This window comes from Serratia plymuthica NBRC 102599, from assembly GCF_001590925.1.
GTDB classification, from domain to species: Bacteria; Pseudomonadota; Gammaproteobacteria; order Enterobacterales; family Enterobacteriaceae; genus Serratia; species Serratia plymuthica.
In genome coordinates this window covers 111,458-126,165 of record NZ_BCTU01000005.1, presented here as the reverse complement: position 1 = coordinate 126,165, position 14,708 = coordinate 111,458, and the positions used below count along the sequence as shown (strand labels likewise).

At 61.7% G+C, this 14,708-nt stretch carries 14 protein-coding genes; 10 read left to right on the top strand and 4 right to left on the bottom strand.

All coding sequences use genetic code 11. The features are described 5' to 3' along the window. Nucleotides 1-121: 121 nt before the first annotated feature. Together SPL01S_RS04035 and SPL01S_RS04030 are read left to right on the top strand one after the other, a co-directional pair. Nucleotides 122-634 (top strand): anti-virulence regulator CigR family protein, encoded by a 513-nt coding sequence (locus tag SPL01S_RS04035; RefSeq protein ID WP_062870578.1) that lies wholly within the window; start codon nucleotides 122-124, stop codon nucleotides 632-634. A 128-nt stretch (nucleotides 635-762) separates the two neighbouring features. Continuing rightward, nucleotides 763-1,293 carry a chorismate mutase gene (locus SPL01S_RS04030; RefSeq protein ID WP_063197715.1) on the top strand — a complete coding sequence of 177 codons (531 nt, stop codon included), beginning with the start codon at nucleotides 763-765 and terminating at the stop codon, nucleotides 1,291-1,293. Between the two features lie 9 nt (nucleotides 1,294-1,302). Here the strand turns inward: SPL01S_RS04030 and SPL01S_RS04025 are convergent, their stop codons facing one another. The 4 genes from SPL01S_RS04025 to hutC form a co-directional block, all read right to left on the bottom strand. After that, entirely contained in the window at nucleotides 1,303-2,838 is a 1,536-nt protein-coding gene (locus tag SPL01S_RS04025) for a serine hydrolase domain-containing protein (protein WP_063197714.1), read from the bottom strand. Nucleotides 2,839-3,163: 325 nt separating this feature from the next. After that, on the bottom strand, nucleotides 3,164-3,964 hold the full coding sequence (gene hutG, locus SPL01S_RS04015) for an N-formylglutamate deformylase (protein WP_063197712.1): 801 nt from the start codon (nucleotides 3,962-3,964) through the stop codon (nucleotides 3,164-3,166). After that, nucleotides 3,961-5,184 (bottom strand): imidazolonepropionase, encoded by a 1,224-nt coding sequence (gene hutI, locus SPL01S_RS04010; RefSeq protein ID WP_063197710.1) that lies wholly within the window; start codon nucleotides 5,182-5,184, stop codon nucleotides 3,961-3,963. Before hutI ends, hutG begins: the two co-directional genes overlap by 4 nt. Nucleotides 5,185-5,344: 160 nt before the next feature. Further along, nucleotides 5,345-6,061: a histidine utilization transcriptional repressor HutC gene (hutC, locus tag SPL01S_RS04005; protein WP_208295248.1), complete on the bottom strand. Its 717-nt coding sequence runs from the start codon at nucleotides 6,059-6,061 to the stop codon at nucleotides 5,345-5,347. Nucleotides 6,062-6,276: 215 nt separating this feature from the next. Here hutC and SPL01S_RS04000 point away from each other — a divergent pair, with 215 nt between their 5' ends. The 8 genes from SPL01S_RS04000 to SPL01S_RS03965 all read left to right on the top strand — a co-directional run bounded on the left by SPL01S_RS04000 (nucleotide 6,277) and on the right by SPL01S_RS03965 (nucleotide 14,680). Next, complete coding sequence (locus SPL01S_RS04000) at nucleotides 6,277-7,647, top strand: formimidoylglutamate deiminase (RefSeq protein ID WP_062870583.1); 1,371 nt, start codon at nucleotides 6,277-6,279, stop codon at nucleotides 7,645-7,647. Then, nucleotides 7,647-8,210, top strand: a complete 564-nt coding sequence (locus tag SPL01S_RS03995) for a HutD/Ves family protein (RefSeq protein WP_063197708.1) — start codon at nucleotides 7,647-7,649, stop codon at nucleotides 8,208-8,210. Before SPL01S_RS04000 ends, SPL01S_RS03995 begins: the two co-directional genes overlap by 1 nt. Nucleotides 8,211-8,440: 230 nt before the next feature. Then, nucleotides 8,441-9,427 carry an ABC transporter substrate-binding protein gene (locus tag SPL01S_RS03990; protein ID WP_063197706.1) on the top strand — a complete coding sequence of 329 codons (987 nt, stop codon included), beginning with the start codon at nucleotides 8,441-8,443 and terminating at the stop codon, nucleotides 9,425-9,427. A gap of 11 nt (nucleotides 9,428-9,438) precedes the next feature. Beyond that, complete coding sequence (locus tag SPL01S_RS03985; RefSeq protein ID WP_063197704.1) at nucleotides 9,439-10,302, top strand: ABC transporter permease; 864 nt, start codon at nucleotides 9,439-9,441, stop codon at nucleotides 10,300-10,302. Continuing rightward, nucleotides 10,299-11,081: an ABC transporter ATP-binding protein gene (locus tag SPL01S_RS03980; protein WP_062870587.1), complete on the top strand. Its 783-nt coding sequence runs from the start codon at nucleotides 10,299-10,301 to the stop codon at nucleotides 11,079-11,081. The genes SPL01S_RS03985 and SPL01S_RS03980 overlap by 4 nt, the downstream gene beginning before the upstream one ends. An 88-nt stretch (nucleotides 11,082-11,169) precedes the next feature. Continuing rightward, nucleotides 11,170-12,312 carry a histidinol-phosphate transaminase gene (gene hisC / locus SPL01S_RS03975; protein WP_063197702.1) on the top strand — a complete coding sequence of 381 codons (1,143 nt, stop codon included), beginning with the start codon at nucleotides 11,170-11,172 and terminating at the stop codon, nucleotides 12,310-12,312. Continuing rightward, complete coding sequence (locus SPL01S_RS03970) at nucleotides 12,312-13,469, top strand: alpha-hydroxy acid oxidase (protein WP_063197700.1); 1,158 nt, start codon at nucleotides 12,312-12,314, stop codon at nucleotides 13,467-13,469. The genes hisC and SPL01S_RS03970 overlap by 1 nt, the downstream gene beginning before the upstream one ends. 209 nt (nucleotides 13,470-13,678) lie before the next feature. Continuing rightward, nucleotides 13,679-14,680 carry a LacI family DNA-binding transcriptional regulator gene (locus SPL01S_RS03965; protein WP_063197698.1) on the top strand — a complete coding sequence of 334 codons (1,002 nt, stop codon included), beginning with the start codon at nucleotides 13,679-13,681 and terminating at the stop codon, nucleotides 14,678-14,680. Nucleotides 14,681-14,708: the final 28 nt, after the last annotated feature.

The following is a 14,708-nucleotide window of genomic DNA, read 5'->3' as shown; positions in this document are numbered from 1 at the left end:
TTTCCTTACGCTTGCCAGCCCACCTGCCTTGCCAGGGTTCCTTATCTCGGATTTTTCCTCATCCTTTATGGGGGGAATTACCGCTATAGTTAATGTAATACCTCAAGCAGGAAGTCATAACATGAACAAAAGTCGTACTACGCTCACGGCGCTGGCACTGATTGTCTCGCTGGGTCTGTCTTCTGCGCCAGTGTTCGCCGATAAGGGCGGTAATGGCAATGGAAACGGCGGCGGGCACGGTAATAGTCAAGGCAACGGTGGCGGTAATGGTCACGGCAACAGCGGCAAAGGCAATAGCAGCGACCACGGCAAAGGCAATAAAGACAAGGGCCATAAAGCCAAAGGTGACGAACGCGATCTGGTGTCGGTGAATATCTCTCACGACCGGGTGCGCTCGCTGGCGCTGAATTACGGCCTGACCGGATATCGTTCTCTGCCGCCGGGCATCGCCAAGAACCTGGCACGCGGCAAACCTTTGCCTCCAGGCATTGCCAAGAAAATGGTGCCGTCTTCAATGCTGCGCGATCTGCCGTCCTATCCGGGTTACGAATGGCGCATTGCCGGTAACGATCTGGTGCTGGTGGCGTTGAGCACCGCCATTGTGGCCTCGGTGATTAACGGCGTGTTTGACTAACGCCGGCCTCTTCGGCTCAAAGCCTCGCTTCGGCGGGGCTTTTTTCTTTCCGAGGGAGAGTTGCCTGAGCGGCGGCGATTGTGATGAACTCTGTTTTCTTTATTTGGGCAAACAAAAAGGAAAGGGTTATGTTCAGAGCGTTATTGTTCGCCTGCTGTCTGGCCAGTTTTTCGGCGCTGGCAGGCGACGGGGCGCAGCTTGGCGAATTGGTCAACCAGCGTCTGGCCTATATGAAAGACGTCGCCGGTTACAAAGCGCAGCAGCATTTGCCGATCGAGGATCTGGCGCAGGAAGCCAAGGTGCTGGCGAGCACAGAGGCGGAAGCGGGCAGATTAGGGTTGGCGCCGCGCTCGGTGCGGCCGTTTATTGTGGCGCAGATGGACGCCGCCAAGGCGATTCAGTACCGCTATCGCGCAGACTGGCTGGCGACGCCGGAAAGCGGTTGGCAACCGCGCCCGCTGGACAGCGTGCGGCCGCAGATCGCCGAGCTGAGCAACCTCATTCTGCAACGGCTGGCGCAGCAATTAAAGGCCGGACCGTTGACGGAACAGGCTCGCGGCGCTTTTGTCAGCGCCATTCGTCAGCCTAATCTCAGCGATGCCGACAAGCAGCGGTTGTTCACCGCCTTGCTGGCAGTCAGGGCCGACAAGGCGGGGTGAGCGGCGTAGCTAATCTCGGCCGGCGTTGCTGCGCTGAAAGGTCAGCACCCGGCTGCGGTTGGCGATCAAATCCACGCTGTAGCCGCGAAAGTATAAACAAAAGCGTTTTAACCACGGGCCGTCGTGGCTTTCCACCAGCATACGGCCGTTGCCGAGTGAGCTGACAGTACCGGTTTGCGCCGCCGGACCCACGCCGATGTGTACTTGATTGCCGCAAATCTCGAAGGCGGTGCGGTACTGCGGGTGATACCAGAAACCCTGAACGTGTTTCAGGCAGTCGCCGTTGGGGATGACCGGCAGAAAGCTGCGCGCCACGTGGCCCACTTCGCCTTCAACCGCTTCACCGGTCCATTTCAGCCGCATTGGCATATGGGCGGAAAGCGACACCGCGTAGCCGTCGTCGGCCTGATAAAGCGGCTCGCCGGTCCCCAAATAGGTCACATTGCCGTCTTCCACCTCCAGCCAGTAAGGCTCGGCCACCGTAGCGTAAATGCCGTCGGGAATGGCGGTGCTGCGCTGCGGCAGCGCCTCATCGAGCAGGGCGGCCATCACCTGTAGCACCATGCCAAAGCTGTCGCAATCCTCGCGGTTGGCCACCAGCGCTACCCCAGTCTGCCGATCTGGTGCCAGCAGGAAATAGCTTTTGTAACCGGCGTGTGAGCCGCCGTGGCCCAGCAACCTATAGGTGCCAAGCGGGGTTTGCGCCAGCCCCAGACCGTAAGCGCTGAGCTGGCCCTGATTGAGCCGCCGTGGGGCGCTGAGCTGCGCCAACACGCCGTGGCCCGGGCCTTCATCCGCCAGCAGCGTTTGCAGCCAGCAAGTGAGGGCATTGGCGCTGCCGGTCAGGCTGCCGGAGGCGGACAGATGCAGGCCGGCGCTGGCCAGTTGCCAACCTTGCGCGGAACGCCAGTAGCCGGGCGCCAGCCCAGGCACCACGTCAAACCAGCTTTCCGGCGCCCGCAGCTGAACCTGCAGCGGTTGGGCAATATGCTGTTGCACCAGTTGATCGAAATCGTAGCCTTTGGCTTTCAGCGCCGCCTCAACCAGCCGGTATCCGGTATTGGTGTAGGCGACTTCGCTGCCGGCCGGATAATTGAGTTCACGCAACCCCTGCAGGAACTGCATCACCGGTTGCGCATCGCTGCGGGTATGCACCGAGATGCCGAGCAGCCCCAGGGTTTCACGTACGTCGGGCAGTCCGCTGGTCATGTCCAGCGCCTGGCCGACGGTCACGTCCGCCAGCGGAACATGCAGCTCAGGCAGCAAATCGCCGAGGCGATCGCGTAGATTGAGGGCGTTGCCGGTGGCGTTCAGCGCCAGCGCGGCGAAAATATGCTTGGTGACTGAGGCATAGCGCACCACGCTGTCGGCGGTAAAAGGGGTATTTTGCGCCAGATCGGCCAGGCCGGCGCTGGCGGTCGCCCGTATCTGCCCGGCGTCGAACAGGGTCATTGCCCCGCCGGGTTCGCCATCGGTGCGCCACTTCGCCAACAGCCGATCGGCAACGGCCTGTGCGGCACGCCAGTTTAACGGGGTTTCAGACATGGTAGCCTCCAGAGTAGGTCATCAATTTGGGCCTTGCGCCGCGCACCCCGATCCCGTAGCCGCCTGGGGCGCCGGGGGAGAGGTTTACGGGAGTTTATACCCAGGCAATCGCCGGGCTTTTCGGCAGATTGTGGCGTACCGCGCGATCCCTATGCCGCTGTTTTGTGCGTTGTCCGACCAGATACAAAGGTTTTCACTAAAACTGCGATGCAGTGCGCAAATTGAAGCCGGGGAGGGAAAGGAGGCATGATTTATGCCGAAAAATCAGGAGGCAAGGTGACGCCGGGGCAAGATAGGCAGGCCCCGGCTTGGCATAGGCTGTGGGTTAACGCGGTTGCCCGCAAGCCAGCAGGCTGTCGATCATTTGCTTCAGCAGGCGTTGCAAAGCGGCCGCACGCTGCGGCTCGAAGGCAAAGGGATACTGTTCGGACATGTAGTTCACCTGCGCCAGCTCCAGTTGAATCGCATGTTGCTGTTGCTGCGGCTGACCATAAGCACGGGTGATGTACCCGCCTTTAAAGCGGCCGTTAAGCACATGTGTGAACTGCTGTTGCTGTTCGCAGCAGGCCACCAGGCGATCGCTCAGCGCCGGGGCGCAGCTTTCGCCGCCGTTGGTGCCCAGATTGAGATCCGGCAGCTTGCCGTCGAACAATCGTGGGATCACCGAGGCGATGGAGTGCGCATCGAACAGCAGCGCGTAGCCGTGCTTGGCTTTCAGTCGCGTCAGTTCATCTTGCAATTGCTGGTGGTAGGGCTGCCAGATTTGCTGTAAATAGCCGGCACGCTCTTCGTCCGACGGCGCTTTACCCGGCAAAAAGCTCGGACGGCCGTCAAACAGCACGTCAGGGTACAGGCCGGTGGTGGCGGTGGTGTACAGCGGCTTATCGTCCGAAGGGCGGTTCAGATCGATGACAAAACGCGAGTAGTTGCCGACCAGCACGCTGGCACCCATAGTGCGGGCAAACTCATACAGCTGCGGGATATGCCAGTCGGTATCGGGCAGTGGCCGCGCCTCTTCGGTCAAACCGGCTTCGACCGCCGGCGTCAATCGGGTGCCGGCATGGGGAATGCTGATCAGCAGCGGCAGGCTGCCGGCCTGGAAATCATAGGGATCGCGAATGGTCATTGACGTACTTCTCCTCGGAAAATCACCGTACAGGGCAGTTGTCCGCCCAACCAGTAAGCCAGTTCAGCCGGCCGGGAAAGCGGCCAGTGTACAAAATCCGCCACCTTGCCGGTTTCCAGCGTGCCGTGGCTGTCCTGCAGGCCCAGCGCTTTGGCCGCGTGAACCGTGACGCCCGCCAGCGCTTCTTCCGGCGTAAGGCGGAACAGCGTGCAGGCCATGTTGATCATCAGGCGCAGCGACAGCGCCGGGGAAGTGCCCGGGTTGGCGTCGCTGGCGATCGCCATTGCCACCCGGTGCTTGCGGAACAGATCCACCGGCGGGCACTGGGTTTCGCGCAGCAGGTAATAAGCGCCTGGCAGCAACACCGCAACGGTGCCGGCATCGCCCATCGCCCGGGCATCTTGCTCGGTGGCATATTCCAGGTGATCGGCGGAGAGCGCATGGTGATGCGCCGCCAACTCGCTGCCGCCGAGGGCGGAAAGCTGTTCGGCGTGCAGCTTCACCGGCAGGCCTGCGGCCTCGGCGGCGGCGAACACCCGCTCAACCTGCGCCGGTGAGAACGCCAGATGCTCGCAGAAGGCGTCGACCGCATCCGCCAGCCCGGCGGCGGCGGCCTGAGGAATAATGGTGTTGCACACCAGATCGATATAATCGTCGGCGCGATTGGCGTATTCCGGCGGTAGCGCGTGGGCCGCCAGACAGGTGGTTTTCACCTCTACCGGCAGCATGTCGCCAAGCCGGCGCGCCACGCGCAGCATTTTCAGTTCGCTTTCCGGCGTCAGCCCGTAACCGGACTTGATCTCTACGCAGGTCACGCCTTCCGCCAATAGCGGCCGCAAACGGAACAGCGCTTGCTCGAGCAGCGCTTCTTCGTCGGCGTCGCGGGTGGCTTTGACCGTGGAAATGATGCCGCCGCCTTGGGCGGCGATCTCGGCATAACTCACGCCGTTCAGGCGCTGTTCGAATTCGCCGCTGCGGTTGCCGCCGAACACCAGATGGGTATGGCAGTCGACAAAGCCCGGCGTGATGATGCCGCCGTCGAATTTCACCCTTTCATCAGCGATCAGCCCCGCAGGCAGCGCGGCATATTCGCCCATCCAGACGATTTTGCCTGCGCGCACGGCGATCGCGCCATCGCTGAGGGTGTGATACTTGCCGCCGCGCATGGTGACGATGTCGGCCCCGTGCCACAGGCTGTCGCAGTGAATCTCAGACGTCATTGCTTTCCTCCGCCGGAGCCTTGGCTCCCACATGGTTGTATATACAATTAAAAACAACCTAGCGCATTCACCGGTTTGTCACAAGAGGCGGGGTGAAAATTTGTTATCGGGATGTGATCGCGGAGGGAGGACGGGTGCAAAGGCTGCACCCGCGGGGGAATTAAACGTCGCTGGTGAAACGGCCGAACAGCTGATAGCGGCTGCCGGGATACAGCAGGCGCGCCGAGGTGACCACGTTTTTGCCGGACCAGGTGCGGCGGTGAATCAACAGACCCGGTTCGTGATCTTCCAGTTGCAGCAGGTCGCGCTCCTGGCGGGTCGGTACTACCGCTTCCACGATGTGCTCGCCGGCGGTCAGCGGGGCAGCCTGCGTCAGGTAGATATACGGCGTCACGCGGTCGAAATCCTGCTTCATGTAATCGGGCGCCACTACTGGATTGACGCAGCGGTCTTCTACCTGCACCGGCAGGTCGTTTTCGTAATGCACGATCTGCGAATAGAACAGCTGCTGGCCGGGTTGAATACCCAGCGCGAGCGCTTCTTCTTCACTGGCCGGGCGCGCCTTCAACTGCAGGATCTTGCTGCTGTGGCGATGGCCGCGGGCGGCGATTTCGTCGGCGATGTTATGCACTTCCAGCAGCGCGGTATGCGCTTTGGCCTCGGCGACGAAGGTGCCGACGCCTTGCATGCGGATCAGGAAGCCTTCGCTGGTCAGCTCGCGCAGCGCGCGGTTGATGGTCATGCGGCTGACGCCCAGTTCCGCCACCAGTTCACTTTCAGAGGGCACGCGCTGGTGCGGCAGCCAGTGGCCCGCACGGATTTGGTTTACGATCGCCTGCTTGACCCGTTGGTAGATCGGGGCGGGGGTATCGCTCATTGCAGCAGCCAGTTGTAACAGGGTCTGTTGATCCACCACGACGTTAACCCCGTCAAATAAAAAAATAATAACACCAGTTTACTGTTGATGTCGGCGTATGTATATGTATATACAACTAGGGGCCGGTTCGCCACAGCAATGCGATGGGCCTGTGCATTTTCGGATGCGTGATTCTCGCGCGTTATTAGCCGTTACATTAACAGTGGAATACTGCCATGCCTGCTTATTTTGCCTCACGCGCTCTGCTCCCTGAGGGGTGGGCGCATAACGTCCGTCTGGACGTCGATGCGCACGGTCACCTGGCTCAGGTGATTGCCGATTCAGATCCCGAAGGCTGCATTCGCCTGCACGGCGATGTGGTGCCGGGCATGCCGAACCTGCATTCCCACGCCTTCCAGCGTGCGATGGCCGGGCTGGCAGAGGTCGCGGGCAACCCGCAGGACAGTTTCTGGACCTGGCGCGATCTGATGTATCGCCTGGTACAGCGGCTGACTCCGGAGCAGGTGGAAGTTATCGCCCGACAACTGTATATCGAAATGCTCAAGGGGGGATATACCCAGGTTGCCGAGTTCCACTATCTGCATCATGGCGCCGACGGCAATCCTTACGCCGATCGCGGCGAAATGACCGGCCGGCTCAGCCAGGCGGCGCAACAGGCCGGGATCGGCATGACCTTGCTGCCGGTGCTGTACAGCTACGCCGGTTTTGGCGCCCAGCCCGCCCAGCCGGGGCAGAAACGTTTTATTCAGGATGCGGACAGCTACCTGCAACAGCAACAGGTGATTGCCCGCCAAGTGGCGGACCAACCGCTGCAAAATCAAGGCCTGTGCTTCCATTCCCTGCGTGCGGTGGAACTGAGCCAGATGCAGCAAATCCTGGCGGCGTCGGACAGCGCCTTGCCGGTGCATATTCATATCGCCGAGCAGCAAAAAGAGGTCAACGATTGCCTGGCCTGGAGCGGTCAACGCCCTGTGGCCTGGCTGTATGAGCATATGCCGGTGGACTCGCGTTGGTGCCTGGTGCACGCCACCCATCTCGATCGCGCAGAGCTGGAGCAACTGGCGCGTAGCCAGGCGGTGGCCGGCCTGTGCCTGACCACCGAGGCCAACCTGGGCGATGGCATTTTCCCCGGTGACGCCTATCTGGACCATCAGGGGCGTTGGGGCATAGGTTCCGACAGCCACGTGTCGCTCAACGTAGTGGAAGAACTGCGCTGGTTCGAATACGGCCAACGGCTGCGCGATCAGCGCCGTAACCGCCTGACCACGCCACAACAACCGGCGGTGGCGGACGTGCTGTACCAGCAGGCATTGCAGGGCGGTGCGCAGGCCTGCGGCGTGCCAATCGGCCGTTTGCAGAGCGGCTACCGCGCCGACTGGCTGGTACTGGATGGCGACGATCCTTATTTGGCCGCAGCGCCCGATGCCTCGATCCTCAACCGCTGGCTGTTCGCCGGCGGCAAAGAGCAAATCCGCGATGTTTTCGTCGGTGGCCGTCAGGTGATCGAGCAGGGGCGCCACGCGTTGCAACAGCAAAGCAGCGCGGAATTCCTGCAAGTACTGAAAACTTTCCAGCAGGAGGCGTGATGAGCCTGACCCGTTTTGATTTCGATTCCCTGCCGGTGACGCCCTGGCGCAACGGCGGCGGCGAAACCCGTGAGATCGCTTGCTGGCCGGCGGGGGCGCAAGACTTTGACTGGCGCGCCAGCATCGCCACCATCGCGCAGGACGGCCCATTTTCGGCATTTGACGGCATCGACCGCTCGATTACCCTGCTGGAGGGCGACGGCGTGCATTTGTTTAGCGCCGGGCACATCGATCACCGACTGTCGCAGATTGGCGAGCCGTTCGCCTTTTCCGGCGACGTGGCGTTGAATGCCACGCTGCTGGGCGGCGCCAGCCAGGATTTCAACATCATGACCCGGCGCGGGCGCTGGGCGGCCAACGTGCAGCGCATTACCGCCGGCGTGGCATTGCCGGCAGCCCACGCCGGTGTGCTGTATGTGCTGCGGGGAAGCTGGTCACTGGCGGGTGGCGTCACGCTGGCTGCACGCCAGGGCGGCTGGTGGCCGGCCGAACAGCACGGCGGGCAGTTGACGCCGCTGGCGAAAGAGAGCCTGGCCCTGTGGGCCGATATTCACCCGGTTTAATCCGCTCACCCGGCAGGCGGCGCCCTTGCTCCAATTAGGTGCGCCGCCTGCGCCATCATGATTCACCCGCACCCGGTATCGCCTTCCTGAAACCCGTTTCTCCGCCTCCCACGCTGCTTGCGCGTTTGGCACAGTCTTTGCTCCTGTCACTTCGCTTGTATAGACAAGACTATACAGAGCCTTTCTGGCGCCCGCGGTGGGGCGTTTTATCGGCAAGACAGGAGCACAGCATGAGCAAGGGTTTTTCCGTGAAAACGGCAATGGGAACACTTTCGATCCTGGCAGCAGCGACAGGATTTTGCGGTTTGACGGCAACGGCGGCGCAGGCGGCCGATACGCCGGTGGCGATTGGCATCTCCGGCTGGACCGGCTTCGCCCCGTTAACGCTGGCGGACAAGGCCGGGATTTTCAAAAAACATGGCCTGGATGTCGATCTGAAAATGATCCCGCAAAAAGACCGCCATTTGGCGATCGCTTCCGGTGCGGTGCAGTGCGCCGCCACCACGGTGGAAACCTATGTTGCCTGGAACGCCAACGGCGTGCCGATCACGCAAATCGTGCAGTTGGACAAATCCTACGGGGCCGATGGGCTGGCGGTGCGCAACGGTATCAGCAGCGTGGCGCAGTTGAAGGGTAAGACGGTGGGCGTCGATGCGCCCGGCACCGCCTCCTATTTTGCGCTGGCGTGGATCCTCGACAAAAACCACATGACGCTGAAAGACGTCAAGCTGGCCACCTTGTCACCGCAGGCGGCGGCGCAGGCTTTCAATGCCGGGCAGAACGACGCGGCGATGACTTACGAGCCTTACCTGTCGACGGTCCGCGACAACCCCAAGCAGGGCAAAATCCTGGCCACCACGCTGGATTACCCGATGGTGATGGATACGCTGGGCTGCACGCCGGACTGGTTGAAGAAAAACCCGCAGGCGGCGAAAGCGCTGGTGGAGAGCTATTTCGACGCGCTGGAGATGATCAAGGCGCAACCGGATAAATCTTACGAAATCATGGGCGCGGCGGTGAAGTCCAGCGGCAAGCAGTTTGCCCAGTCCGCCGGCTACCTGCGTTGGCAGGATCGCGAGCAGAACCGCAAGTTCTTCAATGGCGAAATCGCCGATTTCAGCAAAGAGGCCGCAGCGTTGCTGCTGGAAATGCGGGTGATCCGCAAACTGCCGGACATCGGCACGCTGTATGACGCCAGCTATGTAAACCAGCCATGAAGGAGTCCGAAATGAATTCACCCCTCAGTTCGGTGGTGGAACTGGAACGAGAGCCTGCGGCGCTGCCGCCCGCCAAACCGCACTGGCATAACCCGATGATGGTGCCGTTGCGGCCGGTCACCGGCAGGCTACGCGGTTTTCTCGGCCTGGCTTTCTTCGTGCTGTTTGTGGCGCTGTGGGGGCTGGTGACCTTCACCGGCCTGGTGTCGCCGACGTTTCTGGCCGATCCGCTCACCATGCTGCGCGAAGGCGTACTGTTGTTCACCGAGTACGATTTCTCGCTGGATATCGGCATGACGGTATTCCGGGTGCTGAGTGGTTTCTTGCTGGCGGCGGCCATTGCGGTGCCGCTCGGCATCATGATGGGTTCGTACAAGCTGGTGGAGGCGTTTCTCGAACCCTTCGTCTCGTTTTGCCGCTATTTGCCGGCATCGGCGTTTGTGCCGCTGTTGATCCTGTGGGCCGGTATCGGCGAAATGCAAAAAATTCTGGTGATCTTTATCGGATCGTTCTTCCAGATTGTGCTGATGGTGGCGGTGACCGTCGGCGCCGCTCGGCGCGATCTGGTGGAGGCGGCCTATACCCTGGGGGCTTCCAACCGCAGCGTGGTGCGAAGGGTGCTGATCCCCGGTGCGGCCCCGGAGATTGCCGAACTGCTGCGTCTGGTGCTCGGCTGGGCCTGGACCTACGTGATTGTCGCCGAACTGATCGGCTCTTCCAGCGGCATCGGCCACATGATTGTCGACAGCCAGGCGCTGTTGAACACCGGGCAGATTATCTTCGGCATTATCGTCATCGGCTGTATTGGTCTGCTGTCCGATTTGCTGTTCAAGGCGGCTAACAAGCGCCTGTTTATCTGGAGTTCTCTGCGATGAAAGCCGACAAACTCAACGTCAGAAAGGTATCGCGGATCTTTACCGGGCCGCATGGCGAGCAGACGCAGGCGCTGCTGCCGGTCGATTACCAGGTGCAGGAGAATGATTTCATCACCATTCTCGGGCCTTCCGGCTGCGGCAAATCGACGCTGCTACGCATCATTGCCGGGCTGGACAGCCCGACGCAGGGGGAAGTGTGGTTGGATGGTCAGCGGGTAGAGGGGCCGGGCGCCGATCGCGGCATGGTATTCCAGAGCTATACGCTGTTCCCGTGGCTCACGGTGGAGCAGAACATCCGTTTTGGCCTGCAGGAACGCGGTATAGGCGCGGCACAGCAGAAAGAGCGCAGCGACTATTTCATCAACAAGGTCGGGTTGCGCGGTTTTGAACGGCATTTCCCGCGCCAGCTTTCCGGCGGCATGCAGCAGCGTACCGCCATCGCTCGCGCGCTGGCCAACGATCCGAAAATCCTGCTGATGGACGAACCTTTCGGCGCGCTGGATAACCAGACGCGGGTGATGATGCAAGAGCTGTTGCTGAATATCTGGGAGGCCTCGCGCAAGACGGTGCTGTTTGTCACGCACGACATCGATGAGGCGATTTTCATGGCCAACAAGGTGGCGATTTTCAGCGCGCGGCCGGGGCGGATCAAAACCGAAGTGCCGGTCAACTTCCCGCATCCGCGCGATTACACCCTGAAAACGTCGCCGGAGTTTATGGCCATCAAGGCGCAGGTCACCGAAGAGATCCGCAGCGAAACGCTGCAAAGCCTGCACTGAGCTTCCGCCAGGCCATAGTCCTTCCTGCCGATCTGGAAGGGGGGCATGCGCTTTTTGACTTTACCGATACTCAACCCGCGAGGTGAGGATGCAAGCCATTTCTTCCGCAGCACAGGCGGTGCGCCGCCTGGCGCGCCAACAGGCGAGTTCGCTGGGCGCCTATAACGCCGGATTATCCAGCGAGGCGGTGCGCAATCGTTACGGTGTCACTGAAATTGCCCGTCTGGCGAGCAACGAAAACCCGCTTGGCGCCAGCCCTTTGGTGCAACAGGCGCTGAGCGATTTGGCTCAGCATAGTGGCATTTACCCTGACCCAAACAGCCAGGCGCTGCGGGCGGAAATCGCCGCGCTGACCGGCATTGCGCCGCAGCAGGTGGTGATTGGCAACGGGTCTGAAAACATTCTGGAAATGCTGTGTCTGGCGTTTATTAATCCGGATGATCGGGTGGTGACCCTGCTGCCGTCGTTTGGGTTGCATGAAATCTACCCGCGCATGATGGGGGCGGAGGTGACGCTGGTGGCGGTCAATCAGGCGCTGGAGTTCGATCTGGCTGCCTGGCGGCTGGCATTGCAACGGCCGGCCAAGATGGTGGTATTCAGCAACCCGTCGAACCCGGTCGGCTGCATGCTCGGGCGTGATGACTTTTTGCAATTGATCGCCGCAGTGCCGCAAGACTGCCTGCTGGTGATCGACGAGGCGTATTACGAATACTGCGCCAACCAGGCGGATTACCCGGACAGCTTGGCGCTATTACCGTTACAGGACCGCCCGTGGATTGTGCTGCGCACCTGCTCCAAAGCTTACGGGCTGGCCGGGCTGCGCGTCGGTTACGGTCTGGCTTGCGATGCCGAGTTGGTGACGCTGCTGGACCGGGTGCGTACGCCGTTCAACATTAACCGGGCGGCGCAAAATGCGGCGTTGGCGGCATTGCGCGATCGTCAACATGTGGCCGACAGCGTCGCCTGGGTCAGTGAGGCGCGTGCGGCGATGGCGGCGGCGTTGCGTGCGCTGGGGTTGCAGGTGGCGCCTTCCAGCGCCAACTTCCTGTTCTTTGATTGCGGCTACCCGAGCGTGCAGATCGCCGAAGCCTTGCTGGCGCACGGCATCATCGTCAAACCCTGGCGCGAAGCCGGTTATCAACGGTTTATCCGGGTTTCGATCGGCAGCGCGGCGGATAACCGGCGTTTCCTCTATGCGTTGCGACAGGTACTGGCGGAGGCGGCGCGCTGATGAGCGGGGCGATACTCAACGTGGCGGATTTACAGCGTGCGGCGCGGTGTTATCTGCCGCGTTTCGCTTACCGTTACCTGGCGGGCGGCGCGGAAGACGAACACACGCTGCACGGTAACCGGGTGGCGTTCGGCCAATGGCAGTTTGTACCGCCGGTACTGCGTGACGCCAGCCGCCGCATGCTCAACATTCGGCTTTGGCAGCAGGAACTGGCGGCACCGCTGCTGATTGCGCCCACCGGCTACAACGGCATGCTGCGCTATCAGGCGGATCTGATGCTGGCGCGCAGCGCCCGGGCGTTCGGCATTCCCTATATCCAGAGCACGGTGTCGACCGCCTCGTTGGAGGAGATTGCCGCCGACGGCCAGGGGCAACACTGGTTCCAGCTGTATGTGCTGCGCGATCGACAGGTTACCGCCGGGCTGTTGCAACGCGCTCTGGCCGCGGGCTGCAACACTCTGGTGCTGTCGGTGGATGCGGTGCATTTCGGCAACCGCGAGCGCGATCGGCGCAGTTACCGGCGGCCAATGAAACTCTCCCTCGCCAGCCTGTGCGACGTGGCGCTGCACCCTCGCTGGTTGTGGCATACCTTGCGCCCGGCGGGTATGCCCGGTTTCGGCAATCTGCAACCCTATTTGCCGGCGGAGCGGCAGCGGGGCCTGAGCGGGGCCGCTTATTTCGCCCGCGAGATGGACGCCGCGCTGAACTGGCAAACGCTGGATTGGGTACGGCAATGCTGGCCGGGCAAGCTGCTGGTGAAGGGCATTCTGCATCCTCAGGATGCCCGTCAGGCGCTTGATGCCGGGGCGGATGGCATCGTGCTGTCCAACCACGGCGGCCGCCAGCTCGACGGCAGCGTTGCCCCCATCAGCCTGTTGCCGGCGGTGCGTGCTGCCTGTGGGCCGACGGCGACGATCCTGATCGACAGCGGCTTTCGGCGCGGCACCGACGTGGTGAAAGCGTTGGCGCTGGGTGCCAATGCCGTGTTGCTCGGCCGCCCGTTATTGTACGGCGTGGCGCTGGCCGGGCAGGCAGGCGCGACTCAGGCGCTGCGGATTTTCAGCGAAGAAATCGACCGCACGTTGGCGCAACTGGGCTGTTGCAGCGTGCAGGAGTTGGGGCCGCACTTGCTGCGGCCGGTGAATGACCGAGGATAAGGCCACCCGAGGTGGCTTTAGCGAAAATCGCTTTCCCGGCGCGTGGGGTGTACGGTGGTTGCAGCGTCGGAGAGGGCCAATATGTCGCTGAACCCGGTTGGCGCGAGCTATGCACCAGGTGCATGATCTGGCAGCAGGTGCGCAAGGGGTAGAGTCCGGCGTTAAGTTGTGGGATTATTTGGTTTTCTATCCTACACAGAGAAGGGCGCATGGCCTCGCTGAAAGACGTTGCAAAACTTGCCGGGGTGTCGCTGATGACAGTTTCCCGTGCCATCAACGAGCCAGGCAAACTGCGGCCAGACACCTACCAGCGCGTCAAGCTGGCGATTGACCAACTGGATTACGTGCCCGATCTCTCTGCCCGGCGCATTCGCGGCGACAGCAGCCGGGTGCAGACGCTCGGCGTGCTGGCGCTGGACACTGCCACCACGCCGTTCTCGGTGGAAATGATCCTGTCGATCGAAAAGACCGCGCGCGAACACGGTTGGAACAGCTTTGTGGTCAACCTGTTCGCCGACGACAGCGCCGAACACACCATAGATTTGCTGCTGGCGCACCGGCCGGATGGGGTGATTTTCACCACCATGGGGCTGCGACAGGTCACGGTGCCGCCCAAGTTACTGGATAAAAAGCTGGTGCTGGCCAACTGCGTCAGCCGGGGAAACCGCGTTGCCAGCTACATTCCGGATGACGAACAGGGCCAGTACGACGCCATACGTGCGTTGATCGCCAAAGGCTACCGGGCGCCGCTTTGCATTCATCTGCCGGAAAATACGCTGGCAGCCGGGCTGCGCCGTCGCGGGTTGGAGCGCGCCTGGTGTGACGCGGGCGGTGACGTAGACCAACTCAAGCAATATCACCTTGATTTGAGCGACGGCGATGAGCGCTACCGCGATTGCGTGGCCTTGCTGGAACGGCATTTCGCACCGGGACGGCGCGATTGCGATGTGGTGGTGTGCGGCAACGATCGGGTGGCGTTTATGGTGTATCAGGTGCTGTTGGCGCAGGGCTGGCAGATCCCGCAGCAGGTGGGGGTGTTGGGCTATGACAACATGGTCGGCATCGGTCAACTGTTCCTGCCGCCGTTGACCACGGTGCAACTGCCGCATTACGAACTGGGCCGTCAGGCGGCGTTGCATCTGATTAACCAGTTGGATCACTGCGAGACGGTGAAGGTGGCCTGCCCGCTGTTGCTGCGCGAATCGATGTGAGCGAAACAGGGCACGACAAGCGTGCCCT

Bases quoted from the DNA above. Each gene is read 5' to 3' on its own strand.
- SPL01S_RS04035 (WP_062870578.1), top strand. From the start codon at position 122: ATGAACAAAAGTCGTACTACGCTCACGGCGCTGGCACTGATTGTCTCG.
- SPL01S_RS04030 (WP_063197715.1), top strand. From the start codon at position 763: ATGTTCAGAGCGTTATTGTTCGCCTGCTGTCTGGCCAGTTTTTCGGCG.
- SPL01S_RS04025 (WP_063197714.1), bottom strand. From the start codon at position 2,838: ATGTCTGAAACCCCGTTAAACTGGCGTGCCGCACAGGCCGTTGCCGAT.
- hutG (WP_063197712.1), bottom strand. From the start codon at position 3,964: ATGACCATTCGCGATCCCTATGATTTCCAGGCCGGCAGCCTGCCGCTG.
- hutI (WP_063197710.1), bottom strand. From the start codon at position 5,184: ATGACGTCTGAGATTCACTGCGACAGCCTGTGGCACGGGGCCGACATC.
- hutC (WP_208295248.1), bottom strand. From the start codon at position 6,061: ATGAGCGATACCCCCGCCCCGATCTACCAACGGGTCAAGCAGGCGATC.
- SPL01S_RS04000 (WP_062870583.1), top strand. From the start codon at position 6,277: ATGCCTGCTTATTTTGCCTCACGCGCTCTGCTCCCTGAGGGGTGGGCG.
- SPL01S_RS03995 (WP_063197708.1), top strand. From the start codon at position 7,647: ATGAGCCTGACCCGTTTTGATTTCGATTCCCTGCCGGTGACGCCCTGG.
- SPL01S_RS03990 (WP_063197706.1), top strand. From the start codon at position 8,441: ATGAGCAAGGGTTTTTCCGTGAAAACGGCAATGGGAACACTTTCGATC.
- SPL01S_RS03985 (WP_063197704.1), top strand. From the start codon at position 9,439: ATGAATTCACCCCTCAGTTCGGTGGTGGAACTGGAACGAGAGCCTGCG.
- SPL01S_RS03980 (WP_062870587.1), top strand. From the start codon at position 10,299: ATGAAAGCCGACAAACTCAACGTCAGAAAGGTATCGCGGATCTTTACC.
- hisC (WP_063197702.1), top strand. From the start codon at position 11,170: ATGCAAGCCATTTCTTCCGCAGCACAGGCGGTGCGCCGCCTGGCGCGC.
- SPL01S_RS03970 (WP_063197700.1), top strand. From the start codon at position 12,312: ATGAGCGGGGCGATACTCAACGTGGCGGATTTACAGCGTGCGGCGCGG.
- SPL01S_RS03965 (WP_063197698.1), top strand. From the start codon at position 13,679: ATGGCCTCGCTGAAAGACGTTGCAAAACTTGCCGGGGTGTCGCTGATG.